Raw genomic sequence first — 26794 nt, 5'->3', positions numbered from 1 at the left:
TTACCAAAAGTAACCACATACTTTTGGCTATTTTAGTTTTAATAAGGGGTGAATTTTACATGGTGCATCCTGTTACATACGGGAAACGTGTTAGGATGAGTTATTCAAGAATCAATGAAGTATTAGACCTACCAGATTTAATAGAAGTTCAAAAGAGTTCATACAACTGGTTTTTAAAGGAAGGCTTGAGAGAAGTATTTGAAGACATTTCTCCTATACAAGACTATACTGGGAATTTGATTCTCGAGTTTGTAGATTATTATATTGGAGATGAACCCAAATACGATGAGGATGAGTCAAGAGAAAGAGATGCAAACTTTTCAGCACCACTTAAAGTAAAGGTCAGACTTATAAACAAAGAAACCGGTGAAGTAAAGGAACAGGAAGTGTTTATGGGAGATTTTCCATTGATGACGGAAAAAGGTACCTTTATTATAAATGGTGCCGAAAGAGTTGTAGTCAGTCAGTTAGTTAGATCTCCAGGAGTTTATTATGCTCAAGAAATTGATAAAGTAGGTAAAAGGCTGTATTCTGGAACTGTCATTCCTAATAGAGGAGCATGGCTTGAGTATGAAACTGACTCAAATGACATTGTGTATGTTAGAGTAGATAGGACTAGAAAACTACCAGTTACTACCTTATTGAGAGCATTAGGGTATAATAGTAATGTAGAAATAATTGAGTTAGTTGGTGAAACTGAAGAAGTATTAAAGACATTAGAGAAAGATAACACAAAGACAGAAGAAGAAGCTTTAATAGAAATATATAAAAGATTAAGACCTGGAGAACCACCAACTGTGGAAAGTGCTAGTACCCTTATCAACAATCTATTTTTTGATTCTAGAAGATATGATTTAGCTAGGGTTGGAAGATATAAGTTCAATAAAAAATTGGCATTACACAATAGGCTTGTTGGTAAAAAGGCTGCAGAAGATGTTGTGGATTTCCAAACTGGAGAAATTCTAGTTGAAAGTGGAGAAAAAATTGACAGAGAAAAGGCTATAGAAATTGAAAATAGTGGAATTAATAGAGTTGATGTTATATTAGAGGATGGTAGTATAGCTAGAGTTATAGGTAATAATTTTGTTGATATTAATGCGTTTAATTTACCATTTACAACTGAAGATTTAGGCATAAAGGAAAAAGTTTACTATCCATTGATGAAAGAACTTATGGAAAACTATGAAGATCCTGAAGAATTAAAGGAAGCTATGAAAGATAGGATCAGGGAACTTTCTCCTAAACATATAATAAAGGACGATATTGTTGCAAGTATTAATTATGAGTTTAATTTATTTAATGGCATCGGTATGACTGATGATATTGACCACTTAGGAAATAGAAGGCTTCGTTCAGTAGGGGAGCTTCTACAAAATCAATTTAGAATTGGTCTTTCAAGAATGGAGAGAGTAGTTAGAGAGAGAATGACTATTCAAGACATAGATGTGGCAACACCACAAGCTCTTATAAATATTAGACCTGTAGTTGCATCTATAAAAGAGTTTTTTGGCAGTAGCCAGTTGTCTCAATTCATGGACCAAACTAATCCTCTTGCAGAATTAACTCATAAGAGAAGAATGTCTGCTCTTGGGCCAGGTGGTTTAAGTAGAGACAGAGCTGGATTTGAAGTAAGAGACGTACATCATTCTCATTATGGTAGAATGTGTCCTATAGAGACCCCAGAAGGACCAAATATAGGTCTTATAACTTCTCTTACAACTTATGCAAGAATTAACGAATACGGGTTTATTGAAGCACCATATAAGAAAGTTGACAATAAGAATAAGAAAGCTACTAACATAATAGAATATCTAACTGCAGATATAGAAGATGAATTAGTAATTGCTCAATCAAATGAATTATTAGATGAAGAAGGAAGATTTATAAACAATAGAGTTGTTGCTAGAGGAAAAAATGGAGTTATTGACATATATCCAATTGAAGAAGTAGATTATATGGATGTATCACCAAAGCAATTGGTGTCAGTTGGTACAGCTATGATTCCTTTCCTTGAAAATGATGACGCAAATAGAGCGTTAATGGGTTCAAACATGCAACGTCAAGCAGTGCCTCTATTGAAAACTGAATCCCCAATAATAGGAACAGGAATCGAATATAAGGCAGCTATGGATTCAGGAGTAGTAGTTTTAGCAAGACATGCTGGGATAGTAACAAAGGTATCTTCTAGTGAAATAGTTATTAAAAGAGATGATAATGGACAATTAGAAAAACATAAGCTTCTTAAGTTTAAACGTTCTAATCAAGGAACTTGCATAAATCAAAGACCAATTGTGGAAGAAAATGAAAAAGTGATGAAAGGTCAAGTTATAGCAGACGGTCCTAGTACAGAGTTGGGTGAAATAGCTCTTGGAAAGAATCTATTGGTTGCTTTTATGACTTGGGAAGGTTATAACTACGAAGATGCTATTTTAATAAATGAAAAACTAGTAATGGAAGATGTATTGACATCTGTTCACATAGAAGAGTATGAATCTGAAGCTAGAGATACGAAACTAGGTCCAGAAGAGATAACAAGAGATATTCCTAATGTAGGGGATGACATGCTTAAAGACCTAGATGAAAGAGGTATAGTACGAATTGGAGCTGAAGTTAAGTCTGGAGATATTCTAGTTGGAAAAGTTACACCTAAGGGTGAAACTGAACTTACAGCTGAAGAAAGACTTTTGAGAGCTATTTTTGGAGAAAAAGCTAGAGAAGTAAGAGATACATCCCTTAGAGTTCCTCATGGAGAGACGGGAATTATTTTAGATGTAAAAATATTCACAAGAGAAAACGGAGATGAACTTCCACCAGGAGTTAATGAAATGGTGAGAGTATATGTAGCTACTAAGAGGAAGATAAATGTAGGGGATAAGATGTGTGGTCGTCACGGTAACAAAGGTGTTGTATCTAGAATATTACCAGAGGAAGATATGCCTTATTTACCAGATGGTACACCTGTACAAATAGTATTGAATCCATTAGGGGTTCCTTCTCGTATGAATATAGGGCAAGTTTTAGAAGTCCATTTAGGTTTAGCAGCCAATAAACTTGGATGGCATGTAGCAACACCTGTATTTGATGGTGCCAATGAACAAGATATAATAGATGCCCTTACAAAGGCTGGATACCCAGAGAATGGAAAGATTCGTTTAAGAGACGGAAGGTCTGGAGAGTATTTCAATAATCCTGTAACTGTTGGTTATATGTATATGTTGAAACTACATCACTTGGTTGATGATAAGATACATGCTAGGAGTACAGGACCTTATTCACTGGTTACTCAACAACCTCTTGGAGGTAAAGCACAATTTGGTGGACAGAGATTTGGTGAGATGGAGGTTTGGGCTCTTGAAGCATATGGTGCTTCCTACACACTTCAAGAAATATTGACAGTTAAATCAGATGATGTTGTAGGACGTGTAAAAACATATGAGGCTATTGTTAAGGGAGAAAATATTCCTGAACCAGGTGTTCCTGAGTCATTTAAAGTATTGATTAAAGAGTTACAGAGTTTAGCATTAGATGTAAAGGTATTAACAGAAGAAGATAATGAAATAGAGATAAAAGAATCAGATGATGATATAGAAGATTTAGATTTAATAGGCGAAGAAATAGTAGATGATAGGTCTTTTGACGAAGAAGATATAGAGGAAGATGAAGAAGAAGATTACGATGAGGATTTTGAATTAGATGAAATTGAAGATGATGATTTTTAGTTAATCATTTTATTTATAAAGGAAAACTTTACTAAGAAGGGAGAGAAAGCTCCTTGTTTGAATTAAATAATTTTGATTCAATTAAAATTGGGTTAGCTTCTCCTGAAAAGATCAGACAATGGTCTAAGGGAGAAGTAAAGAAGCCAGAGACAATAAACTATAGGACATTAAAACCTGAAAAAGAAGGGCTATTTTGTGAAAAAATATTCGGACCAACAAAGGATTGGGAATGTCATTGTGGTAAATACAAAAGAGTAAGGTACAAAGGAGTAGTATGTGACAGATGTGGTGTTGAAGTCACTAAGTCAAAGGTAAGAAGAGAGAGAATGGGGCATATTGAGCTTGCTGCTCCAGTTTCTCATATATGGTATTTCAAGGGAATACCTAGTAGGATGGGGCTTATACTTGATATGTCACCTAGGTCATTGGAAAAAGTATTGTATTTTGCAGCTTATATAGTAATAGAACCTGGAGATACCCCTCTTACTGAAAAACAACTGTTAACAGAAATGGAATACAGAGAAGCTCAAGAAAAATATGAAAATAGATTTAGAGCTGAAATGGGAGCAGAAGCTATAAAAGAGTTACTGTCTAAAATTGATTTGGAAGCAGAATCTAAAGATTTAAGGATGCAGCTTAAAGAAACTACTGGACAAAAAAGAGTTAGGGTTATAAGAAGATTAGAAGTAGTAGAAGCATTTAGAAAATCAGGCAATAGACCGGAGTGGATGATATTAGATGTAATACCAGTAATACCACCAGACTTAAGACCGATGGTACAGTTAGATGGTGGAAGATTTGCTACTTCTGACTTAAATGATTTGTATAGAAGAGTAATCAATAGGAATAATAGATTGAAAAGGCTATTAGATTTGTCTGCTCCAGATATAATTGTACGTAACGAAAAGAGAATGCTTCAAGAAGCGGTTGATGCACTTATTGATAATGGTAGAAGAGGTAGGCCTGTAACAGGTCCCGGCAATAGACCTTTAAAATCATTATCAGATATGCTCAAGGGTAAACAAGGAAGGTTTAGACAAAACTTACTTGGAAAGAGAGTTGACTATTCAGGGAGATCTGTAATAGTTGTTGGACCTGAGCTTAAATTTTATCAATGTGGACTACCTAAAAAAATGGCATTAGAATTATTTAAACCATTTGTAATGAAGAAACTTGTTGAAGAAGGTCATGCTCATAATATAAAAAGTGCTAAGAGAATGGTTGAGAGAGTTAAACCTGTTGTATGGGATGTCTTAGAAGTTGTTATTAAAGATCACCCTGTACTACTAAACAGAGCTCCAACCCTTCATAGACTAGGAATACAAGCATTTGAGCCTGTATTGGTAGAAGGTAAGGCTATAAAGCTACATCCATTAGTTTGTACAGCATATAATGCTGACTTTGATGGTGACCAAATGGCAGTTCACGTTCCATTATCTACAGAAGCTCAAGCTGAAGCAAGACTTCTTATGCTTTCAGTAAACAATATACTAGCACCAAAGGATGGAAAACCAATCACTACACCTACTCAGGACATGGTACTTGGAAGCTACTATTTAACTGTAGAAAATCCTGGGGAGAAAGGTGAAGGAAAAATATTCAAAGATTTTGAAGAAATGTTTTTAGCTTATTATAATAAAGAAGTTGGAATTCACGCAAGAGTAAAAGTTAGAGTTAAACACGAAGGTGATGAAAGAGGAAAACTTGTTGAAAGTACTGTAGGAAGATTTATATTCAATCAAGGAATTCCTCAAGATTTAGGTTTTGTAGATAGAAGTAAAGATGAATACTCACTAGAAATAGATACTCTTGTAGATAAAAAAATGCTTGGAAAAGTAATAGAAAAATGTTACCGAGTACATGGAAATACTGTAACTGCTGCAGTTCTTGACTATATTAAAGAAACAGGATATCATTATTCAACTATAGGGGCTATAACTATTAGTATGGGAGATATAATTGTTCCTGACGAAAAAGCTGATTTAATCAGTAAAGCTGAAGTAGAAGTAGATAAATATGAAAAGTCCTATAGAAGAGGATTGATTTCTGATGAAGAAAGATATGAAAAAGTTATAGAAGTTTGGAATAGAACTACAGAAGAAGTCACAGATGCATTGATGAATGGACTTGATAAATTAAACAATGTGTTCATCATGGCTCACTCAGGAGCTAGAGGTAGTAAAAACCAAATTAGACAGCTTGCAGGTATGAGAGGGCTAATGGCTAATGCTTCTGGTCAAACGGTGGAAATTCCTATAAAAGCTAATTTCCGTGAAGGTTTAAGTGTGTTGGAATTCTTTATTTCAACTCACGGTTCTAGAAAGGGTCTTGCTGATACTGCACTAAGAACAGCTGACTCTGGATATTTGACAAGAAGACTTGTAGATGTTAGTCAAGATGTTATAGTTAGAGAAGAAAATTGTTGTACAGATCAATATATAGTATCTAGAGCTTTTAAAGATGGAAAAGAAGTTATAGAAGATTTAAAAGATAGAATAACTGGTAGAACTTCTTTTGAAGACATAGTTCATCCAGAAACTGGTGAAGTAATAGTTAAAAAAGATGAGATTATAAGTGAAAAAGCTGCATTAGCAGTTGAAATGTCAGGAATTGAGGAAGTAAAAGTAAGATCAGTTCTAGGATGTAAAACTCGTCATGGAGTATGTGCTAAATGTTATGGTAGAAACTTAGCTACAGGAGATGTAGTAAATATTGGTGAATCAGTAGGTATAGTTGCGGCTCAATCAATTGGTGAACCTGGTACTCAGCTTACAATGCGTACTTTCCATACAGGAGGAGTTGCTGGAGCGGATATCACTCAAGGTTTACCTAGAGTTGAAGAGTTGTTTGAAGCAAGAAAGCCAAAGGGATTAGCAACTATAGCTGAAATTGCTGGAGAAGTAAGTATAAATGAAACTAAAAAGAAGAAAGAAGTAGTTATTACATCAAAAGATGGGGAAGCGAAGAATTATAGTATCCCATATGGTTCAAGACTTAAAGTGAGAAATGGAGATTTTGTTGAAGCAGGAGATGAAATAACAGAGGGATCTGTTAATCCACATGATATTTTGAAGATTAAAGGCGTAACAGGAGTTCAAAATTATCTTGTAAAAGAAGTTCAAAGAGTGTATAGATTACAAGGTGTTGATATTGACGATAAGCATATTGAGATAATAGTTAAACAGATGCTTAGCAAGGTAAAAGTAGAAGATTCTGGTGACACTGATCTTTTACCTGGCAGTCTTGTTAGTTTAACTGAGTTTGAAGATGTAAATAGAGAAGTTGAAGAGGCTGGAGGCAAACCTGCAGTTGGAAGAAGAAGTTTGCTAGGTATAACTAAAGCTTCACTTGCAACAGATTCTTTCTTATCAGCGGCTTCATTCCAAGAGACTACAAGAGTGCTTACTGAAGCAGCAATTAAAGGTAAAGAAGATCACTTATTAGGTCTTAAAGAAAATGTTATAATAGGAAAATTAATACCAGCTGGTACTGGAATGAAGAGATACAAAAACATTGAAGTTTTACCTGAAATAGAGGATACTGAAAACGGAACAGAAAAAAATATTGTTGACAGTGAAATTAACTGATGATAGAATATATGAGTGTGTAAATAGAAGTGGACTCTTTGAGGCATAAAGATTATGTAGAGCTACTGCTCTACATAATCTTTAAGATGTTTAAAAGGAGGAAGAAACTTTATGTTGTCAAAACTGTGTACACATAATAAAGTTGTAGGTATGAAACAAGTAAGAAAAGCTGTTATTAATAATGAAGCAGATATAGTATATATTGCCAAAGATGCTAAAGACAAGGTAGTAAGTGATATTGAAAACATCTGTAAAGAAAAATTAATAGATATTGTTTACGTAGATACAATGAAAGAACTTGGTAGTTCTTGTGGTATTGATGTAAGTGCAGCTACTGCTGCAATACTAAAATAAATAATAAAACAAAAGGAGGTGCCTAAATGCCAACAATCAACCAGTTAATAAGAAAAGGTAGGGAAAAAGTTGTTTACAAATCTAAATCTCCAGCTTTAGGAGTAAATTTCAACTCACTAAAGAAGAGAACAACAGAAGTTAACTCACCACAAAAAAGAGGTGTATGTACAGCTGTTAAAACTGTAACACCTAAGAAGCCAAACTCAGCTCTTAGAAAAGTTGCCAGAGTTAGACTTACAAATGGAATGGAAGTTACAGCTTATATTCCAGGAATTGGACATAACCTACAAGAACATAGTGTTGTATTAGTTAGAGGTGGAAGAGTTAAGGACCTACCTGGTGTTAGATACCATATTGTTAGAGGAACATTGGATGCTTCTGGTGTTGAAAACAGAATGCAATCTAGATCCAAATATGGTGCTAAAAAGCCTAAGAAATAATATGTACAAATTGTGCTAGAGAATGCATTGGACTAAAATTCCATTTATATAGATATAGATGCATTTTTGTGCACTACGGCAAGATTATTTGTCGAGTACCTATGAATTTACTAATTTATGGTTAAGGAGGGAAGCGAAGTGCCAAGAAAAGGACATATTCAAAAAAGATATGTAATGCCAGATCCAATATATGATGATGTAGTAGTTACAAAACTTATAAATCAAATAATGCTAGATGGGAAAAAAGGAATTGCTCAAAACATTGTTTATGGAGCATTCAAATATGTTGGAGAAAAATCTGGAGAAGAACCATTGGAAGTATTCTACAAAGCAATGAACAATATAATGCCAGTATTAGAAGTTAAAGCTAGAAGAATAGGTGGAGCTACTTACCAAGTTCCAATGGAAGTTAGACCAGAAAGAAGACAAACATTAGGTCTTCGTTGGCTTGTAAGATATTCTAGAGCTAGAGGAGAAAAGACAATGGAAGAAAGACTAGCTAAAGAAATATTAGATGCAGCTAACAATACTGGTGCAAGTGTTAAGAAGAGAGAAGAAACTCATAAAATGGCTGAAGCTAATAAAGCTTTTGCACATTATAGATTTTAATATAAATAAAAATTTAATTTGGGGACGTATATGCAGAAAGGAGGAGTACTGTGCCTAGAGACTTTTCTTTAGAAAAAACTCGTAACATAGGTATAATGGCTCATATAGATGCTGGAAAAACAACTACTACAGAAAGAATACTTTTTTATACTGGAAAGATTCATAGAATAGGAGAAACCCATGAGGGTTCAGCTCAAATGGATTGGATGGAACAGGAACAAGAAAGAGGAATAACAATTACCTCAGCTGCTACAACTTGTCAATGGTTAAATCACAGAGTAAACATCATAGACACACCAGGACACGTGGATTTCACTGTTGAAGTAGAAAGATCTCTTCGTGTTCTCGATGGTGCAGTAGCACTTTTCTGTGCCAAAGGCGGGGTAGAACCACAATCAGAGACAGTATGGCGTCAAGCTGACAAGTATAATGTACCTCGTATGGCTTTTATCAATAAAATGGATATATTAGGAGCAGATTTTTTCGGAGCAGTAGACATGATAAAAGAAAGACTAAAAGCTAACCCAGTCCCCGTACAGTTGCCAATTGGTAAGGAAGATGATTTCTTGGGAGTTGTTGACCTTATCAACATGAATGCTAGGGTTTATCATGATGAATTGGGTTCTAATGTAGAAATAGTTGATATACCTGAAGATATGAAAGAATTAGCTGTTGAATATAGAGAAAAAATGCTAGAATCAATAGCAGAACATGATGAAGATTTAATGATGAAATATCTAGAAGGTGAAGATATTTCAATTGAAGAGATTAAGCGAGCTATAAGGAAAGCTACAATAAATGTAGAAATTACTCCTGTGCTTTGTGGATCATCTTACAAAAATAAAGGAGTTCAACCACTATTAGATGCTATTATAGACTACATGCCTTCACCATTAGACATACCACCAATAAAAGGTATAGATCTTAATACGGATGAAGAGGTAGAAAGAAAATCATCTGATGAGGAGCCTTTTTCTGCTCTTGCATTTAAGATTATGGCTGATCCATATGTTGGAAAACTTGCTTTCTTTAGAGTGTATTCAGGAACATTAAAATCTGGTAGTTATGTATACAATGCTACTAAAGGTAAAAAAGAAAGAATAGGAAGAATACTTTTGATGCATGCTAACAAGAGGGAAGAGGTAGATGAAGTGCATGCAGGAGATATAGCAGCAGCAGTAGGTTTAAAAGATACTGGAACTGGAGATACACTATGCGATGCAGAACATCCAGTTATGCTTGAATCTATGGAATTCCCAGAACCAGTTATAGATGTTGCTATAGAACCAAAGACTAAAGCTAGTCAAGAAAAAATGCTTATAGCATTAACAAAATTAGCAGAAGAAGATCCAACATTCAAAACTTATACAGATGAAGAAACAGGTCAAACTATAATTGCAGGTATGGGAGAATTACACTTAGAAATAATTGTAGATAGACTTCTTAGAGAGTTTAAAGTAGAAGCAAATGTTGGTAGCCCTCAAGTAGCATACAAAGAAGGTATTACAACTGGGGCAGAAACAGATACAAAATATGCTAGACAATCCGGTGGACGTGGACAATACGGTCACGTTAAAATTAGGATTGAACCTAATGAAACAGGTGCAGGTTATGAATTTGTAAATAAAATTGTTGGAGGAGCTATTCCAAAAGAATACATTCCATCAGTTGACAATGGTATTCAAGAAGCTATGAATAGCGGTATACTAGGTGGATATCCAGTATTAGATGTAAAGGTTACATTGTATGATGGATCTTACCATGAAGTTGACTCTTCAGAAATGGCATTTAAGATAGCTGGTTCTATGGCTTTCAAAGATGCTATGGCAAAAGCAAAACCTGTTCTTTTAGAGCCTGTTATGAAAGTAGAAGTAATAGTGCCTGAAGAATACATGGGTGATGTAATAGGAGATATAAACTCAAGACGTGGTAGAATTGAAGGTATGGAATCTAGAAGTGGAGCACAAGTTATAAGAGGATTTGTACCTCTAGGTGAAATGTTTGGATATGCAACAGACCTTCGTTCAAATACACAAGGTAGAGGAACATATACAATGCAATTTGACCATTACGAACCTGTACCAAACAGCATTGCTGAAAAGGTACTAGGTAAAAAATAATTTGTTATTAAGGAGGAATACAAAATGGGTAAAGCACATTATGAGAGAACCAAACCACACGTAAACATAGGAACAATAGGTCACGTAGACCATGGTAAAACAACATTAACAGCAGCAATAACATCAGTATTAACACAAAGATTTGGCTCAGGAGAAGTTATGAGCTATGACAACATAGACAAGGCACCAGAAGAAAGAGAAAGAGGAATAACAATATCCACATCACACGTAGAATACGAAACAGCAAACCGTCACTACGCACACGTAGACTGCCCAGGTCACGCTGACTATGTAAAGAACATGATCACAGGAGCAGCACAAATGGACGGAGCAATACTAGTAGTATCAGCAGCAGACGGTCCAATGCCACAAACAAGAGAACATATCTTACTATCAAGACAAGTAGGAGTACCAAAGATAGTAGTATTCCTAAACAAAGAAGACATGGTAGATGACCCAGAACTAATCGAACTAGTAGAAATGGAAGTAAGAGAACTATTAAATGAATATGAATTTGATGGAGACAACACACCAATAGTAGTAGGATCAGCACTAAAAGCAATAGAACAACCAGATAGCGAATGGGGAGACAAGATAGTAAAACTAATGGAAGCAGTAGACGCAGAAATCCCAGAACCACAAAGAGAAACAGACAAACCATTCTTAATGCCAGTAGAAGACGTATTTAGTATAACAGGAAGAGGAACAGTAGCAACAGGAAGAGTAGAAAGAGGAGTATTAAAAACAGGAGATAGCGTAGAACTAGTAGGACTAGCAGAAGAATCAAGAACAGTAGTAGTAACAGGAGTAGAAATGTTCAGAAAGATCCTAGACGAAGCACAAGCAGGAGATAATATAGGAGCATTACTAAGAGGAGTACAAAGAGCAGAAATCGAAAGAGGTCAAGTACTAGCAAAACCAGGTAGTATCACACCACATACAAAATTCGAATCAGAAGTATATGTACTAACAAAAGAAGAAGGTGGAAGACATACACCATTCTTCAACGGATACAGACCACAATTCTACTTTAGAACAACAGACGTAACAGGAAACATCGAACTAGAAGAAGGAACAGAAATGGTAATGCCAGGAGACAATGCTAAATTTACAATTGAATTAATCACACCAATAGCAATGGAAGAAGGATTAAGATTTGCTATTCGTGAAGGTGGAAGAACAGTTGGAGCAGGTGTTGTTTCTAAGGTTATAAAATAGTTTATAAAGATAATTGAAAATGAATATTAAAGGAAGGGGTAACCCTTCTTTTAATATTCATTAAAAATATAAAATAATTTCAAAAAAACCCTTGAGTTTTTAGTCGAAATAATGTAAACTTAATAAGTGTGCAATTTCTGACATTGCGATGAAGCAAGAGGTTGCTGAAACTCATTTTCAGGTAATTTTTGCTGAGAATGTCCGGTTTCAAATCGGGCGACTAGAATTGTCAAGCTTAACTATGATATAAAAAAACAATACAACACACCTGGTTAAGTGTATCGGCAGTTCTTGTCCCAAGTATTAATGATAACATGGGATAGAAGGAGGGAATTACATGTCAAACAAAGGAAGTCAAAAACAAAAAATCAGAATCAGATTAAAGGCTTATGATCACGAGCTTTTAGATTCATCGGCATTAAAAATTGTTGAATCTGCTAAGAGAACAGGAGCTACTGTGTCAGGTCCTGTACCACTACCAACTGAAAAAGAAGTTATTACTATTTTAAGGGCGGTTCACAAATATAAAGATTCTAGAGAACAATTTGAACAAAGAACTCATAAACGTCTTATTGATATAACAAATCCAAATCAAAAGACTGTTGATTCTTTAATGAAACTTAATTTACCAGCAGGCGTTGACATTGAAATAAAATTATAATTTCTTAGTATGATTACAAATTGTAATCCGCTGTAAGACAATAGGAGGTGCAAATATAGAATGAAGAAGATTTTAGGTAAAAAGATTGGTATGACTCAAATTTTCGAAGAGGATGGAAGACTTATTCCTGTAACAGTAGTAGAAGCTGGACCATTAAAAGTTGTTCAACTTAAAAACATAGATAAAGATGGTTACAATTCAATTCAAATAGGATATGAAGATGTTAAAGAAAGAAAAATAAATAAGCCTTTAAAAGGCCATTTTGATAAAGCACAAGTTGAATATAAGAGATATATAAGAGAGTTTAGAGTTGAAAATCCAGATGAGTATGAAGTTGGCCAAGAACTAAAGGCAGACATGTTTGAATCTGGAGATAAGGTAGATGTGATTGGAGTTTCAAAGGGTAAAGGAACTCAAGGAACTATTAAGAGATATGGATATGGAAGAGGACCAAGTACTCATGGTTCTAAATACCACAGAGCTGGTGGAGCAAGATCTGCTGCATCTTATCCTGGAAGAGTGTTTAAAGGTAGAAAAGGTGCAGGTAGAATGGGTAATGCAAGAGTTACAGTTCAAAACTTGGAAATTGTTAGGGTAGATGCTGATAAGAATTTATTATTAATAAAAGGTGCTGTACCAGGACCAAAAGGCGGACTACTTACAATTAAAGAAAGTGTTAAAGTATCTAAATAATTTAGGTAGAAAGGAGGAAGCCGTATGCCAAAAGTTAATGTTTACAATGTATTAGGTGAGCAAGTTGGTGAAATGGAATTAAAAGATAGTATATTTGGTGTTGAGATAAATGAACACGCTATGTACGAAATGGTTAAGAATCATCTTGCAAATAGAAGACAAGGAACACAATGTGTAAAAACTAGAGCTGAAGTTAGAGGTGGAGGAAGAAAGCCTTGGAGACAAAAAGGAACCGGTAGAGCAAGACAAGGTAGTATAAGAGCACCACACTGGACAGGTGGAGGAGTATCATTTGCTCCAAAGCCAAGAGACTACAGTTACAATGTTCCTAAAAAGGTAAGAAGAGTTGCTATGAAGAGCGCATTTAGCTCAAAAGTAGTAGAAAATGAAATGATAGTATTAGATGAATTGAACTTAGCTGAACCAAAGACTAAGGAAATGGCTAAAATATTAGCTAATATTAAAGCAGGGAAAAAAGCACTAATTGTTATGGATGAAAAGAATGATAATGTTATAAAATCAGTTAAAAACATTCCTAATGTAAAAGCTACATTAGTTAGCACATTAAATGTTTATGATATATTGAACTATGATTCCTTCATTATAACAAAAGGAGCTGTAAGTAAAGTGGAGGAGGTGTATGCATAATGCGTATTCCACACGATATAATTATTAGACCTATAATTACTGAGGAAAGTATGGATGCTATGGCTGATGGAAAGTACACTTTTGCTGTTGATAGAAAAGCTAATAAGAGTGAAATTAAAAAAGCTATAGAAGAAGTGTTTGATGTAAAGGTTGACAAAGTAAACACTATGAATATGCTTGGTAAAGAAAAGAGAATGGGTGTCCATGTGGGTAGAAGAGCAAATTGGAAAAAAGCTATTATCACTTTAACTGAAGATAGCAAAGGAATTGAGTTCTTCGAAGGTATGGAATAGAAAAACTTAGAAGAAGGAGGGAATAATAATGGGTATTAAAAAATATAAACCTACTTCACCAGCTATCAGACAAATGACTGGACTAGCAAACGAAGAAGTTACAAAACAAGACCCAGAAAAGTCACTATTAGTAAGTTTAAATAGAACAGGCGGAAGAAATTCCCATGGTAAAATCACTATTCGTCATAGAGGTGGCGGTGCAAAGAGAAAATATAGAATTATCGATTTTAAAAGAGATAAAGATGGTATTCCAGGAAAAGTTGCAACTATTGAATATGATCCAAATAGAACTGCAAATATCGCATTAATCAACTATGTTGATGGAGAAAAAAGATATATTCTAGCACCAAGTGGATTAAAAGTTGGAGATGTAATTGAATCTGGAGTAGAAGCAGATATTAAAGTTGGTAATGCATTGCCATTGAGAAATATACCAGTTGGTACAAATGTGCACAATGTAGAATTAAAACCAGGTAAGGGAGCACAACTTGTTAGATCAGCTGGATCAGAAGCTCAACTTATGGCTAAAGAAGGAGATTATGGACAATTAAGACTTCCTTCAGGAGAGTTCAGACTTGTAAGACTTGACTGTAGAGCTACTATAGGTCAAGTTGGAAATATTGAACATGAAAATGTGACTATAGGTAAAGCGGGTAGAAGTAGACATATGGGTAACAGACCTCATGTTAGAGGTAGCGTAATGAATCCAAACGACCATCCACACGGTGGTGGTGAAGGTAGAACTCCTATTGGTATGCCAAGTCCATTGACACCATGGGGTAAACCAACACTTGGATATAAGACAAGAAAGAAGAATAAGAAATCCGACAAATATATCGTAAGAAGAAGAACCAGATAGTTAGATGTTTAAAGAAAGGAGGAAAATTCATGGGTAGATCTTTAAAGAAAGGACCATTTTGTGATGATCATTTACTAAAGAAGATTGATGAACTTAACGATAAGAACGAGAAAAAGGTAGTTAAAACATGGTCACGTCGTTCAACAATTTTTCCTCAGATGATTGGTCATACTATTGCTGTTCATGATGGAAGAAAACATGTGCCTATTTATATAACTGAGGACATGGTCGGTCATAAATTAGGAGAATTTGTTCCAACTAGAACATTCAGAGGACACGGTGAAAAGACTGAGAAGTCTACAGCGTTAAAATAGTGGTGAAGGAGGGAATTTAGGTGGAAGCTAGAGCGATAGCAAAGTATATACGAATTTCGCCTTTGAAAGTAAACTATATAGCTAGAGAAATCAGAGGCAAAAATGTAGATGAAGCCCTTGGAATACTAAAGTTCACACCAAAAAAAGGTGCTAAAGAACTTGAAAAAGTGCTAAAATCTGCCATTGCAAATGCAGAGAATAATTTTGATTTAGATAGAGATAATCTATATGTTAAAGAAGCCTATGCTAATGATGGCCCAACTATGAAAAGGTGGAGACCTAGATCACAAGGAAGAGCTTATCCAATACTTAAGAGAAGTAGTCACATAGGCGTAGTTGTAGAGGAGAGAGAATAGAAGAAGGAGGGATAGTTAATGGGTCAAAAAGTTAACCCACATGGCCAAAGGGTTGGAATCATTAAAGATTGGGACTCAAAGTGGTATGCTGACAAAGACAATTTTAGTGATTATTTAATAGAAGACTATAAAATTCGTGAGCTAATAAAAGAAAAATTATTTATAGCTGGAATTTCTAAAGTTGAAATAGAAAGAGCAGCAAATAGAATCAAGATATCTGTTTATACAGCTAAGCCAGGAATGGTTATAGGAAAAGGTGGTTCAGGTGTTGAAGCACTAAGAAAAGACCTTGAAAAACTTACAAAGAAAAATGTAATTGTAAACGTAGAGGAAGTAAAAATTGCAGAATTAGATGCTCAATTAGTTGCTGAAAATATCGCTGGACAACTAGAAAGAAGAACTTCTTTTAGAAGAGCAATGAAGCAAGCTATACAAAGAACAATGAGAACAGGCGCAAAAGGTATTAAAACTTCAGTTTCAGGTAGATTAGGTGGAGCTGATATGGCTAGAACAGAAGGATATAGCGAAGGAACAATACCTCTACAAACACTAAGAGCAGATATTGACTATGGTTTTGCAGAAGCAGATACAACATATGGAAAGCTTGGTGTTAAAGTGTGGATATATAAAGGAGAGGTTCTTCCTACTAAAAAGGTAGATAGAGAATCCCGTGGAGAAGTCGTAAATAAATAGTATATTCAGTTAACGTAGGAAGGAGGAAGTATTATGTTAATGCCTAAGAGAGTGAAATATCGTAGAGTTCATAGAGGTAGAATGAAAGGTAAAGCAACTCGTGGTAACAAAATAACTTATGGTGAATATGGACTACAAGCTCTTGAACCAGCATGGATTACTTCAAATCAAATAGAAGCAGCAAGAAGAGCTATGACAAGATATATTAAAAGAGGCGGAAACATCTGGATTAAAGTGTTTCCAGACAAACCTGTAACAGAAAAACCTGCTGAAACTCGTATGGGTTCTGGTAAAGGTTCACCTGAATACTGGGTTGCAGTAGTTAAACCAGGAAGAATCCTTTTTGAAATGGGAGGAGTTCCTGAAGATGTGGCAAGGGAAGCAATGAGATTGGCAGCATACAAATTGCCAATTAAGACTAAATTTGTCACTCGTGAAGATGGAGAGGAAAAGGGTGGTGAAGCTAATGAAGGCTAATGAAATTCGCCAATTTACAGATAAGGAACTTGATAGTAAGTTAATAGAACTTAAGAGCGAATTGTTTAATTTAAGATTCCAATTAGCTACAGGTCAGCTTGATAATCCTATGAGAATTAAAGCTGTAAGAAAAGATATTGCTCGTGTGCAGACTATTTTGAAAGAAAGAGAACTAGGGATAGGAAGGGAGGTTTAGCCCAAAATGGAAAGAGGAAATCGTAAAGTAAGAGTGGGTCGTGTTGTAAGTGATAAAATGGATAAAACCGTTGTAGTGGCAGTAGAAACTTTTGTTACTCATCCTTTATATAGAAAACAAATTAGGAAGACTACAAAGTTTAAAGCACATGATGAAAACAATGAATGTAGAATCGGAGATGTAGTGAAGATAATGGAAACTAGACCTTTAAGTAAAGATAAGAACTGGAGACTAGTTAGTGTAATAGAAAAAGCAAAATAGTCCCTAGACGTGGAAAGGAGGTAATCTGATGATTCAAACAGAAAGCCGTCTCAAGGTGGCAGATAACTCAGGAGCAAGAGAACTATTAGTGATAAAAGTTTTAGGTGGATCTAATAGAAGGTATGCTAATATCGGAGATGTGGTAGTTTGTTCTGTTAAAAGTGCAACACCAGGCGGTGTTGTTAAAAAAGGAGCAATAGTTAAAGCAGTTATTGTTAGAACAAAACAAGGTGTTAGAAGAAATGATGGAAGCTACATTAAGTTTGATGAAAATGCAGCTGTTATAATAAAAGATGACAGGCAACCAACTGGAACTCGTATATTTGGACCTGTTACAAGAGAGTTAAGAAGAGGAAACTACATGAAGATTATATCATTAGCACCTGAAGTACTATAAGAGGAGGTGTAGTTATGAACATTAAAAGTGGAGATACAGTAATAGTTATAGCTGGAAAAGATAAAGGCAAAAAAGGAAAAGTTCTTAGAGTTTTTCCTAGAGAAAATAGAGTTATTGTTGAAGGTATTAATATGTCAACTAAACATAAAAAGGCTCAAGGACCAACTCAACAAGGTGGAATAATACATCAAGAAAGCCCTATAGATGTTTCAAAGGTTATGTACTATTGTGATAAAGATAAGCAAGGAGTAAGAGTAGGATATAAGTTCCTTGAAAACGGTGAAAAAACAAGAGTTTGTAAAAAATGTGGAGAAGAACTAGATAAATAATCTACTATTGAAAGGAGGTAAGGAATATGACTTCCAGATTAAGAGAAAAATATTCAAAAGAAGTTATTCCAGGTTTAATGGAAAAATTCCAATATAAAAACGTAATGGAAGTACCAAAATTGGATAAGGTTGTAATCAATATGGGTATCGGTGAAGCTAGAGATAATCCAAAGTTATTAGAAAGTGCTGTAGAAGAAATGACTCTTATAGCAGGTCAAAAACCTGTTGTTACTAGGTCTAAAAAATCAATTGCTAACTTTAAACTACGTGAAGGTATGCCAATTGGAGTGAAAGTTACTCTTAGAGGAGAAAGAATGTACGAGTTTTTAGATAAATTGATGAATATATCATTACCAAGAGTTAGAGACTTTAGAGGAGTAAGTCCAACAGCTTTTGACGGAAGAGGAAATTTTGCTTTAGGAATTAAAGAACAATTGATTTTCCCAGAAATTGAATACGATAAAGTTGAAAGTATAAGAGGAATGGATATAATAGTTGTAACTACTGCAGAAACAGATGAAGAAGCAAAAGCCTTTTTAGAGCTTATGGGAATGCCCTTTAAAAAGTAAATAAAGGAGGGATAAATTTTGGCTAAGAAGTCAATGATTGTTAAACAAAGTAGAAAAGCTAAATATAGTTCAAGAGAATACAATAGATGTAAAATATGTGGAAGGCCTCATGCTTATTTAAGAAAATATGGTATATGCCGTATATGTTTTAGAGAATTAGCATACAAAGGACAAATTCCAGGAGTTAAAAAAGCTAGCTGGTAGTAAGTAAGTGTTGAAAGGAGGTAGCTAAATATGATGACTGACCCAATTGCAGATATGCTTACAAGAGTAAGAAATGGGAACAATGCTAAGCATGATTCAGTGGATGTACCTGCATCAAATATGAAAAAACAAATAGCTCAAATACTTTTAGATGAAGGTTTTATTAAAAGTTTTGATGTGATAGATGACAACAAGCAAGGTATCATAAGAATACAATTAAAATATGGTCAAAACAATGAAAAAGTAATAAGCGGGATAAAGAAAATTTCAAAACCAGGATTGAAAGTATACGTTAAAAGTAATGAAATACCAAAAGTACTTGGAGGACTTGGAATTGCCATACTTTCAACATCAAGTGGAGTTATGACTGATAAAGAAGCAAGAAAAGAAGGCGTAGGCGGAGAAGTTCTTTGCTATGTTTGGTAATTTAACAAGTAATTTTAAGGAACAGGAGGTGCACTCATGTCAAGGATAGGATTAAAACCAATTACTATTCCAACAGGAGTAGAAGTTAAAATAAATGACAATAATTTAGTTGAGGTTAAGGGACCAAAGGGAACACTAAAAGAACAACTAAACCCAGCTATGATTATAAAAATTGAAGACAACGAAATTACAGTAAACCGTCCAACAGAAAACAAGAGACATAAATCACTACATGGTTTAACTAGGACGTTAATTGCGAATATGATTGAAGGTGTAACTGAAGGATATTCTAAGACCTTAGAAATTGAGGGAACTGGATATCGTGCACAAAAACAAGGGAAAAAGTTGATATTAAACTTGGGATATTCCCATCCTATAGAAATGGAAGATCCAGAAGGTATAGAAGTAGAAGTACCTCAACAAAATAAGATTATAGTAAAAGGTATAGAAAAACAAAAAGTTGGAAACTATGCAGCAGTTATTAGATCACAAAGAGAGCCAGAACCATACAAAGGAAAAGGTGTTAAATACCAAGGCGAAATCATAAGACGTAAAGTTGGTAAGACTGGTAAGTAGGAGGGAGTGATAAGAGTTGCTTAAAAAAATAAATAGAAACGAAAAAAGGCTAAAAAGGCATGGAAGAGCAAGACAAAATATATATGGTACTCCTGAAAGACCAAGACTAAATGTATTTAGAAGCTCAAATCACATTTATGCCCAAATTATTGACGATACTAAAGGTCATACATTGGTTGCAGCTTCCACATTAGATAGTGAATTAAAGAATGTGCTAAAGAGCACTGATACAAAAGAAGCTGCAAAAGCTGTAGGAGAATTAGTTGGTAAGAGAGCTGTTGAAAAAGGCATAGAAGAAGTAGTCTTTGACAGAGGTGGATATATTTACCACGGCAGAATTAAAGAACTAGCTGATGGAGCTAGAGGAGCTGGGCTTAAATTTTAGAAAAGGAGGGGAATAAATGCAACGTTCATATATAGATCCAAGCGAATTAGACTTAAAAGAGAGAGTTGTTAGTATCAATCGTGTTGCCAAAGTTGTTAAAGGTGGTAGAAACTTTAGATTTAGTGCTCTTGTAGTTGTTGGAGATGAAAATGGCCATGTAGGTGTTGGAATGGCTAAGGCATTAGAAGTTCCAGAAGCTATTAGAAAAGCTATACAAGACGCACAGAAGCATATAATTGAAGTTCCCCTTGTAGGAACTACAATACCACATGAAATACTAGGAATATTTGGAGCAGGTAGAGTTCTACTAAAACCATCCCAAGAAGGTACTGGAGTTATAGCTGGAGGACCAGTTCGTGCGGTATGCGAGTTGGCTGGTATTAGAGATATAAGAACTAAGTCACTTGGTTCAAGTAATCCAAGAAATATTGTAAATGCTACAATGGAAGCATTAAAAAATCTTAAGAAAGCAGAAGATGTTGCTAAATTAAGAGGAAAGTCAGTAGATGAAATAATAGGCTAGGGGGGAGTAAAAGATGGCTAAAATTAAGATAAAGTTAGTCAAGAGCAAAATTGGAAAAGTTGAAGCACATAGAAAAACTGTTGAAGCTCTTGGACTAAGGAAAGTTGGTCAAGTAGTAGAAAAAGAAGATACTCCTCAAATTAGAGGTATGATTCAAAAAGTAAATCACATGGTTGAAGTGATAGAGTAAGATTGGATTAGAAAAGAGGAGGTGTACCAATGAAACTACAGAACTTAAGACCTAATAAAGGTGGAGGAAGTAAATCAACTAAAAGATTAGGAAGAGGAACAGGTTCCGGTCAAGGTAAAACTGCTGGTAGAGGACAAAAAGGTCAAAAATCCCGTTCAGGTGGTGGAGTTAGACCAGGATTTGAAGGGGGTCAAATGCCTCTATACAGAAGAATGCCAAAGAGAGGATTTACTAATATATTTGCAAAAGAATATGTTATCATTAATGTAAGTGAATTAAATAGATTTGAAGACAATGCCGTTATCACACCTGAAATGTTATTAAGTGAAGGTTTGATTAAGAGAATAAATGATGGGGTCAAAATATTGGGTGATGGAGAGATCAATAAAAAGCTTACTGTAAAGGCACATAAATTCAGTAAAACTGCTGCGGAAAAGATAGAGGCTGCAGGGGGAAAGGTTGAGGTGATTTAGATGCTTTCAACATTAAGAAATGCATGGCGAATTCCTGATATTAGAAAGAAGATCTTGTTTACAATACTTATGCTTTTGATATTTAGATTAGGCTCAAGTATACCTGTGCCAGGAATGAACAAGGCTGCTATTAAGGAAATATTTGAAATGTCCAAAGGTGGCGTTTTAGAATTTCTAGACTTAATGGGTGGAGGAACATTCAGTAACTTTAGTATATTTGCCTTAAACATTTATCCTTATGTAACATCATCAATTATTATTCAATTGCTTACTATTGCAATTCCTCGTTTAGAAGAAATGGCTAAAGAAGGGGAAGAAGGTAGAAAGAAAATTGCTCAGATGACTCGTTATGGTACAGTAATATTAGCTTTAATCCAAGCAATAGGTATAACTATTGGCTTTTTCAACAGAGCTCTAATATCAAGAGGGTTTATTCAAGTGTCAATAGTTGTTATTACTCTAACAGCAGGAACTGCATTTTTAATGTGGTTGGGAGAACAAATTACTGACAAAGGAATAGGAAATGGAATATCACTAATAATATTTATTGGTATCATTTCAAGAATTCCTAGTGAAATCGCAAAGACAGTAGCTCTATACAAAGCAGGTACAGTTCATATATTAGGGATAATCCTATTTTTAGTATTTGCATTTTTTATAATAGGTGTTGTTATAGCATTGCAAGAGGGAGAAAGAAGAATCCCTGTACAATATGCTAAAAGAGTAGTTGGAAGAAAAATGTATGGTGGTCAAAGTACACATATTCCTGTAAAAGTTTCAATGGCAGGAGTTATCCCTGTAATATTTTCTTCATCTTTGTTGGCATTTCCACAGACAATAGCATTGTTTGCAAAAGGACAGCCATCACAGTGGATAACAAAATACTTAACACCATCAGGTAGTGTTGGAGTTTGGGTTTACTCCATACTAAATATTCTATTAATCATATTCTTCACTTATTTCTATACAGCAATTCAATTTAACACTGTAGAATATGCAAAGAATTTACAACAATATGGTGGTTTTATACCAGGAATTAGACCTGGAAGACCAACTTCAGATTATTTAAATAAAGTAATTTCAAGAATTACATTTGTAGGTGCTATTTCTCTAGCTGTAATAGCTTCACTACCAATAATTATTTCATCTATATTTAAACTAAATATAAACTTTGGTGGTACAGCACTTATTATAGTTGTAGGTGTGGCACTTGAAACTGTAAAACAAATAGAAGCACAAATGCTTATGAGACACTATAAAGGCTTCTTATAAAATATAGGAGATGATTATCTTGAGGTTAGTATTATTAGGCCCTCCTGGAGCAGGGAAGGGTACTCAGGCAGCACAAATAACTAAAAGATATAACATTCCACATATATCAACAGGAGATATCTTTAGAGATAATATTAAAAGAGGAACAGATTTAGGTAAAAAGGCTAAAGAATATATGGATAGTGGTTTACTTGTTCCAGATGATATAGTTGTTTCAATCGTTAAGGACAGACTTACTAAAGATGACTGTAAGGATGGATTTTTACTTGATGGGTTTCCAAGAACAGTTAATCAAGCTCATGCTTTAGACGAAGCACTTGGTGAGATGAGTTTAAAACTAGATAATGTTATAAATATAGATGTAGCTAAAGAAGCACTAATATCTAGAGCTATAGGTAGAAGAATTTGTAAAGGCTGTGGAGCTACCTATCATATTGAATTTAACCCTCCAAAACAAAACGGAAAATGTGATGTATGTGGCGAAGAATTATATCAAAGAGATGACGATACTGAAGAAACAGTAGCTAGACGTATTGAAGTTTATATGGAACAAACAAAACCTTTAATTGATTACTATTCAAAAAAAGGTATAATAATTAATGTTGACGGCAAACAATCTATTGAAGGTGTATTTAAAGATATTGTTAAATCCTTAAAATAATTGGCTGAGAAAGGCTAATGCCTTTCTCCGATAGCTGGTCAAGTAACTTAATATATAAGGATTGTTTTGTAAGAGATACAAAACGCTATGGAGAGGTGAAGTGAATGGATTCAACTAGTGACATAGCCGTCGGTCAGGTGGTTAAGTCAAGAGCTGGACGTGATAAAGGTTATATATTTTTAGTTTTGGATATAATTGATGATAAGTATATGTATATTGTTGATGGGGATATTAGAAAATTAGATAATCCCAAGAAGAAAAAGATAAATCATGTTATCGTATACAATACTGTATTTCCAGAACTAAAAGACAAATTGGAAAATGGAACCAAAATAAATAATGCATATATTAGGAAACTGCTAGAACCTTTTTATAAGTGATATTAAAAGATATTGATTTTGGTTTGAACAGGAGGTTCGATAACTGGATGTCTAAAAAAGATATTATAGAGGTAGAAGGCATTGTAGTAGATGCGCTACCAAATGCTATATTTAAAGTAAAGCTAGAAAATGGGCATGAGATACTTGCTCATATATCTGGTAAACTTAGGATGAATTATATAAGAATACTTCCAGGAGACAAAGTTACTGTTGAGCTATCACCTTATGACTTGACTAGAGGAAGGATTACATGGCGAAATAAGTAGCATAGGAGGGATTGTAATGAAGGTAAGACCATCAGTAAAAAAAATGTGTGAAAAATGTAAGATCATCAGGAGAAATGGTAGGGTAATGGTTATATGTGAAAACCCTAGACATAAGCAAAAACAAGGTTAATATAAATAGAAATTACCGCGGCTTTTTTATATAAATTTTCAGTAGAAGTAAATAGGAGGTGTAAGGTTGAATGGCTAGAATCGCCGGTGTTGACTTACCAAGAGATAAGAGAGTAGAGATTGGTCTAACTTATATTTATGGTATAGGCAGATCAAGATCTAATGAAATTTTGAAGAAAGCAGGAGTTAATCCAGATACAAAAATAAAGGATTTAACTGAATCAGAAATTGCTTCATTGAGAAGTGTAGTTGATAACTACCACGTTGAGGGTGACCTTAGAAGAGATGTTGCAATGGATATTAAGAGATTAAAAGAAATTAACTGTTATAGAGGCATGAGACATAAAAGAGGATTGCCAGTAAGAGGACAAAGGACTAAGACTAATGCTAGAACTAGAAAAGGTCCAGTTAAGGTTTCAAGCAAGAAGAAGTAGACAAAGGAGGGATAGATAAGTGGCAACTAAGAAGGGTGTTAAAACTCGTGTAAAAAGAAGAGAACGTAAAAATATAGAAAAAGGTCAGGCACATATCCAATCAACTTTTAATAACACTGTGGTCACACTTAGTGATGCACAAGGAAATGTACTTTCTTGGGCAAGTGCTGGTCAATTAGGATTTAGAGGTTCTAGAAAATCTACTCCTTTCGCAGCACAACAAGCAGCTGAAGAAGCAGCTAAAAAGGCTATGGAACATGGTCTTAAGACTGTAGAAGTATATGTAAAAGGGCCGGGCTCAGGAAGAGAAGCAGCTATTAGATCACTACAAGCTGCAGGACTTGAAGTTAGTTTGATTAAGGATGTAACTCCAATACCACATAATGGTTGTAGACCACCAAAACGTAGAAGAGTTTAATTATAGGAGGTGTAGAAGTAAATGGCAAGATATACTGGTCCAACATGTAGACTATGTCGTAGAGAAGGACAAAAGCTCTACTTAAAAGGAGATAAATGTTTTACAGATAAATGTCCAGTAAGTAAGAGAAATTATGCTCCAGGTCAACATGGAAACTCAAGAAAGAAACTTACTGAATATGGATTACAATTAAGAGAAAAACAAAAAGTTCGTAGATATTATGGTATTCAAGAATCTCAAATGTTTAAATACTACAATATGGCAGATAAGATGAAAGGTATAACAGGTGAAAACCTACTAAAGATACTAGAATCAAGATTAGATAATGTAGTTTATAGAATGGGATTCGGATCTTCAAGAGCTGAAGCTAGACAATTAGTTACTCACGGACATTTCACAGTAAATGGAAAGAAAGTTAATATTCCATCTTATTTAACTAATCCAGGAGATATAATAGAAGTTAAGGCATCTAGCAAAAACAGTGAAAGATTTAAAGAAATAGTTGAAAATCATAGAGGAACAACAGTTAAGTGGATAGAAGTAACTCCAGATGAATTGAAGGGTAAAATTGTATCTGAACCATCAAGAGAAGAAATAGACATTCCAATCCAAGAACACTTGATAGTTGAGTTGTATTCTAAATAATAAATTACTATGTAGAATCAGTTGCCCTCGAAGTATTGAAATATTTATAATTATAAGGAGGGTTATTGTTAATGCTTGAAATAGAAAAGCCTAAAATTGAAGTAGTTGAAATGAATGAAGATGAAACATATGGTAAGTTCGTTTTAGAACCCCTAGAGAGAGGCTATGGAACAACTTTAGGGAATTCCCTTAGAAGGGTATTACTTTCTTCATTACCTGGTGCTGCTGTATCATCAATTAAGATTAAAGGTGTTCTTCATGAGTTTACTACTATACCAGGAGTACTAGAAGATGTACCTGAAATCATATTAAATATCAAAGATATAGCGGCTAAAATGTATTCTGATGAGCCAGCTATGCTTAGGATAGAAGTAGAAGGGCCAAAAGAAGTTACTGCTGAAGATATTATCACAAGTCCTGATGTTGAAATATTAAACAAAGACTTACACATTGCGACTATTAACAGTGAAGGAAAACTTTACATGGAATTAGAAATGGTCAAGGGCAGAGGATATGTTACAGCAGACAGAAATAAAAAAGAAGATCAATCTATAGGAGTTATCCCTGTAGATTCACTCTTTACACCAGTTAAGAAAGTTAACTTTGAAGTTAAAAACACTAGAGTAGGTCAAATAACTGATTATGATAAGTTGATTTTCGAAGTATGGACCAATGGGACAATCAAAGCTGATGAAGCTACATCCCTTGGTGCTAAAATACTTACTGAGCACTTAAATCTATTTATAGACCTTACAGAACATGTAAATGATGTTGAAATAATGGTTGAAAAAGAAGAAGATAAAAAAGAAAAAGTATTAGAAATGACTGTAGAAGAACTAGATTTATCAGTAAGAAGTTATAACTGCTTAAAGAGGGCAGGAATAAACTCTGTTGATGAGCTTACTCAAAAAACAGAAGACGACATGATGAAAGTAAGAAATCTAGGCAAGAAATCCCTTGAGGAAGTTCAGAACAAACTAGCTGAACTAGGATTAAGTCTTAAGAAAAGCGATGAGTAA

At 34.5% G+C, this 26794-nt stretch carries 37 protein-coding genes; all 37 read left to right on the top strand.

The features are described 5' to 3' along the window. The first annotated feature begins 59 nt into the window (after nucleotides 1-59). The 37 genes from rpoB (at nucleotide 60) to BQ9840_RS05450 (ending at nucleotide 26794) form a co-directional block, all read left to right on the top strand. Complete coding sequence (rpoB, locus tag BQ9840_RS05630; protein WP_077368853.1) at nucleotides 60-3719, top strand: DNA-directed RNA polymerase subunit beta; 3660 nt, start codon at nucleotides 60-62, stop codon at nucleotides 3717-3719. A 53-nt stretch (nucleotides 3720-3772) separates the two neighbouring features. Then, a complete protein-coding gene (gene rpoC / locus BQ9840_RS05625) occupies nucleotides 3773-7306 on the top strand; it encodes a DNA-directed RNA polymerase subunit beta' (protein ID WP_077368852.1) in 3534 nt (1177 codons plus the stop codon). 111 nt (nucleotides 7307-7417) lie between these two features. Then, on the top strand, nucleotides 7418-7660 hold the full coding sequence (locus BQ9840_RS05620; RefSeq protein WP_077368851.1) for a ribosomal L7Ae/L30e/S12e/Gadd45 family protein: 243 nt from the start codon (nucleotides 7418-7420) through the stop codon (nucleotides 7658-7660). Between the two features lie 26 nt (nucleotides 7661-7686). Further along, nucleotides 7687-8100, top strand: coding sequence for a 30S ribosomal protein S12 (gene rpsL, locus BQ9840_RS05615; protein WP_077368850.1), 414 nt, complete (start codon nucleotides 7687-7689; stop codon nucleotides 8098-8100). Nucleotides 8101-8238: 138 nt separating this feature from the next. Beyond that, on the top strand, nucleotides 8239-8709 hold the full coding sequence (gene rpsG, locus BQ9840_RS05610) for a 30S ribosomal protein S7 (protein ID WP_077368849.1): 471 nt from the start codon (nucleotides 8239-8241) through the stop codon (nucleotides 8707-8709). A gap of 50 nt (nucleotides 8710-8759) precedes the next feature. After that, the gene (gene fusA, locus BQ9840_RS05605; protein WP_077368848.1) at nucleotides 8760-10829 is read left to right on the top strand and encodes an elongation factor G; all 2070 of its coding nucleotides are present in this window, start codon (nucleotides 8760-8762) and stop codon (nucleotides 10827-10829) included. Between the two features lie 24 nt (nucleotides 10830-10853). Further along, complete coding sequence (gene tuf, locus BQ9840_RS05600; protein WP_077368847.1) at nucleotides 10854-12047, top strand: elongation factor Tu; 1194 nt, start codon at nucleotides 10854-10856, stop codon at nucleotides 12045-12047. Between the two features lie 337 nt (nucleotides 12048-12384). Then, nucleotides 12385-12708 (top strand): 30S ribosomal protein S10, encoded by a 324-nt coding sequence (gene rpsJ, locus BQ9840_RS05595; protein WP_077368846.1) that lies wholly within the window; start codon nucleotides 12385-12387, stop codon nucleotides 12706-12708. Between the two features lie 60 nt (nucleotides 12709-12768). Further along, complete coding sequence (rplC, locus tag BQ9840_RS05590; RefSeq protein ID WP_077368845.1) at nucleotides 12769-13401, top strand: 50S ribosomal protein L3; 633 nt, start codon at nucleotides 12769-12771, stop codon at nucleotides 13399-13401. A gap of 24 nt (nucleotides 13402-13425) precedes the next feature. Beyond that, complete coding sequence (rplD, locus tag BQ9840_RS05585) at nucleotides 13426-14049, top strand: 50S ribosomal protein L4 (RefSeq protein WP_077368844.1); 624 nt, start codon at nucleotides 13426-13428, stop codon at nucleotides 14047-14049. Further along, nucleotides 14049-14342 (top strand): 50S ribosomal protein L23, encoded by a 294-nt coding sequence (gene rplW / locus BQ9840_RS05580; protein ID WP_077368843.1) that lies wholly within the window; start codon nucleotides 14049-14051, stop codon nucleotides 14340-14342. Before rplD ends, rplW begins: the two co-directional genes overlap by 1 nt. Before the next feature lie 28 nt (nucleotides 14343-14370). Then, nucleotides 14371-15201: a 50S ribosomal protein L2 gene (rplB, locus tag BQ9840_RS05575; protein ID WP_077368842.1), complete on the top strand. Its 831-nt coding sequence runs from the start codon at nucleotides 14371-14373 to the stop codon at nucleotides 15199-15201. Between the two features lie 29 nt (nucleotides 15202-15230). Then, nucleotides 15231-15515 carry a 30S ribosomal protein S19 gene (gene rpsS / locus BQ9840_RS05570; protein WP_077368841.1) on the top strand — a complete coding sequence of 95 codons (285 nt, stop codon included), beginning with the start codon at nucleotides 15231-15233 and terminating at the stop codon, nucleotides 15513-15515. 20 nt (nucleotides 15516-15535) lie between these two features. Beyond that, nucleotides 15536-15871 carry a 50S ribosomal protein L22 gene (rplV, locus tag BQ9840_RS05565; protein ID WP_077368840.1) on the top strand — a complete coding sequence of 112 codons (336 nt, stop codon included), beginning with the start codon at nucleotides 15536-15538 and terminating at the stop codon, nucleotides 15869-15871. An 18-nt stretch (nucleotides 15872-15889) separates the two neighbouring features. Continuing rightward, nucleotides 15890-16564: a 30S ribosomal protein S3 gene (gene rpsC, locus BQ9840_RS05560; RefSeq protein ID WP_077368839.1), complete on the top strand. Its 675-nt coding sequence runs from the start codon at nucleotides 15890-15892 to the stop codon at nucleotides 16562-16564. Nucleotides 16565-16597: 33 nt separating this feature from the next. Then, nucleotides 16598-17041 (top strand): 50S ribosomal protein L16, encoded by a 444-nt coding sequence (rplP, locus tag BQ9840_RS05555; RefSeq protein ID WP_077368838.1) that lies wholly within the window; start codon nucleotides 16598-16600, stop codon nucleotides 17039-17041. Further along, complete coding sequence (rpmC, locus tag BQ9840_RS05550; protein WP_077368837.1) at nucleotides 17031-17237, top strand: 50S ribosomal protein L29; 207 nt, start codon at nucleotides 17031-17033, stop codon at nucleotides 17235-17237. The genes rplP and rpmC overlap by 11 nt, the downstream gene beginning before the upstream one ends. Before the next feature lie 6 nt (nucleotides 17238-17243). Continuing rightward, nucleotides 17244-17498 carry a 30S ribosomal protein S17 gene (gene rpsQ / locus BQ9840_RS05545; protein ID WP_077368836.1) on the top strand — a complete coding sequence of 85 codons (255 nt, stop codon included), beginning with the start codon at nucleotides 17244-17246 and terminating at the stop codon, nucleotides 17496-17498. A 28-nt stretch (nucleotides 17499-17526) separates the two neighbouring features. Further along, complete coding sequence (gene rplN, locus BQ9840_RS05540; protein ID WP_077368835.1) at nucleotides 17527-17895, top strand: 50S ribosomal protein L14; 369 nt, start codon at nucleotides 17527-17529, stop codon at nucleotides 17893-17895. Between the two features lie 14 nt (nucleotides 17896-17909). Then, nucleotides 17910-18224 (top strand): 50S ribosomal protein L24, encoded by a 315-nt coding sequence (rplX, locus tag BQ9840_RS05535; protein ID WP_077368834.1) that lies wholly within the window; start codon nucleotides 17910-17912, stop codon nucleotides 18222-18224. A gap of 26 nt (nucleotides 18225-18250) precedes the next feature. Beyond that, nucleotides 18251-18793, top strand: coding sequence for a 50S ribosomal protein L5 (gene rplE / locus BQ9840_RS05530; RefSeq protein WP_077368833.1), 543 nt, complete (start codon nucleotides 18251-18253; stop codon nucleotides 18791-18793). A gap of 18 nt (nucleotides 18794-18811) precedes the next feature. Beyond that, complete coding sequence (locus BQ9840_RS05525; RefSeq protein WP_077368832.1) at nucleotides 18812-18997, top strand: type Z 30S ribosomal protein S14; 186 nt, start codon at nucleotides 18812-18814, stop codon at nucleotides 18995-18997. A gap of 30 nt (nucleotides 18998-19027) precedes the next feature. After that, nucleotides 19028-19423 carry a 30S ribosomal protein S8 gene (rpsH, locus tag BQ9840_RS05520; protein WP_077368831.1) on the top strand — a complete coding sequence of 132 codons (396 nt, stop codon included), beginning with the start codon at nucleotides 19028-19030 and terminating at the stop codon, nucleotides 19421-19423. A gap of 36 nt (nucleotides 19424-19459) precedes the next feature. Next, nucleotides 19460-19999, top strand: a complete 540-nt coding sequence (rplF, locus tag BQ9840_RS05515) for a 50S ribosomal protein L6 (RefSeq protein ID WP_077368830.1) — start codon at nucleotides 19460-19462, stop codon at nucleotides 19997-19999. Nucleotides 20000-20015: 16 nt separating this feature from the next. After that, nucleotides 20016-20384: a 50S ribosomal protein L18 gene (gene rplR / locus BQ9840_RS05510; RefSeq protein WP_077368829.1), complete on the top strand. Its 369-nt coding sequence runs from the start codon at nucleotides 20016-20018 to the stop codon at nucleotides 20382-20384. Between the two features lie 16 nt (nucleotides 20385-20400). Further along, entirely contained in the window at nucleotides 20401-20907 is a 507-nt protein-coding gene (gene rpsE / locus BQ9840_RS05505; protein ID WP_077368828.1) for a 30S ribosomal protein S5, read from the top strand. A 13-nt stretch (nucleotides 20908-20920) separates the two neighbouring features. Further along, complete coding sequence (gene rpmD / locus BQ9840_RS05500; protein WP_077368827.1) at nucleotides 20921-21097, top strand: 50S ribosomal protein L30; 177 nt, start codon at nucleotides 20921-20923, stop codon at nucleotides 21095-21097. A 29-nt stretch (nucleotides 21098-21126) separates the two neighbouring features. Then, a complete protein-coding gene (gene rplO, locus BQ9840_RS05495) occupies nucleotides 21127-21570 on the top strand; it encodes a 50S ribosomal protein L15 (protein ID WP_077368826.1) in 444 nt (147 codons plus the stop codon). Next, on the top strand, nucleotides 21571-22842 hold the full coding sequence (secY, locus tag BQ9840_RS05490; RefSeq protein ID WP_077368825.1) for a preprotein translocase subunit SecY: 1272 nt from the start codon (nucleotides 21571-21573) through the stop codon (nucleotides 22840-22842). It abuts the gene before it with no gap. A gap of 19 nt (nucleotides 22843-22861) precedes the next feature. After that, nucleotides 22862-23503: an adenylate kinase gene (locus BQ9840_RS05485; RefSeq protein ID WP_077368824.1), complete on the top strand. Its 642-nt coding sequence runs from the start codon at nucleotides 22862-22864 to the stop codon at nucleotides 23501-23503. A gap of 104 nt (nucleotides 23504-23607) precedes the next feature. Then, complete coding sequence (locus BQ9840_RS05480; protein WP_077368823.1) at nucleotides 23608-23883, top strand: KOW domain-containing RNA-binding protein; 276 nt, start codon at nucleotides 23608-23610, stop codon at nucleotides 23881-23883. Between the two features lie 47 nt (nucleotides 23884-23930). Beyond that, nucleotides 23931-24149, top strand: coding sequence for a translation initiation factor IF-1 (gene infA, locus BQ9840_RS05475; RefSeq protein WP_077368822.1), 219 nt, complete (start codon nucleotides 23931-23933; stop codon nucleotides 24147-24149). Nucleotides 24150-24165: 16 nt separating this feature from the next. Then, nucleotides 24166-24279, top strand: coding sequence for a 50S ribosomal protein L36 (gene rpmJ / locus BQ9840_RS05470; RefSeq protein WP_077368821.1), 114 nt, complete (start codon nucleotides 24166-24168; stop codon nucleotides 24277-24279). 70 nt (nucleotides 24280-24349) lie between these two features. Continuing rightward, the gene (gene rpsM, locus BQ9840_RS05465; RefSeq protein ID WP_077368820.1) at nucleotides 24350-24712 is read left to right on the top strand and encodes a 30S ribosomal protein S13; all 363 of its coding nucleotides are present in this window, start codon (nucleotides 24350-24352) and stop codon (nucleotides 24710-24712) included. Nucleotides 24713-24731: 19 nt separating this feature from the next. Next, nucleotides 24732-25130 (top strand): 30S ribosomal protein S11, encoded by a 399-nt coding sequence (rpsK, locus tag BQ9840_RS05460; RefSeq protein WP_077368819.1) that lies wholly within the window; start codon nucleotides 24732-24734, stop codon nucleotides 25128-25130. A gap of 21 nt (nucleotides 25131-25151) precedes the next feature. Next, entirely contained in the window at nucleotides 25152-25775 is a 624-nt protein-coding gene (gene rpsD / locus BQ9840_RS05455) for a 30S ribosomal protein S4 (RefSeq protein ID WP_077368818.1), read from the top strand. A 71-nt stretch (nucleotides 25776-25846) separates the two neighbouring features. Next, nucleotides 25847-26794, top strand: a complete 948-nt coding sequence (locus tag BQ9840_RS05450) for a DNA-directed RNA polymerase subunit alpha (RefSeq protein WP_077368817.1) — start codon at nucleotides 25847-25849, stop codon at nucleotides 26792-26794.

The organism is Anaerosalibacter sp. Marseille-P3206 (genome assembly GCF_900155565.1).
Taxonomy (GTDB): domain Bacteria; phylum Bacillota; class Clostridia; order Tissierellales; family Sporanaerobacteraceae; genus FUHM01.
Note: the sequence above shows the minus strand (reverse complement) of the source record. Positions and strands in the feature narration are given on the sequence as shown.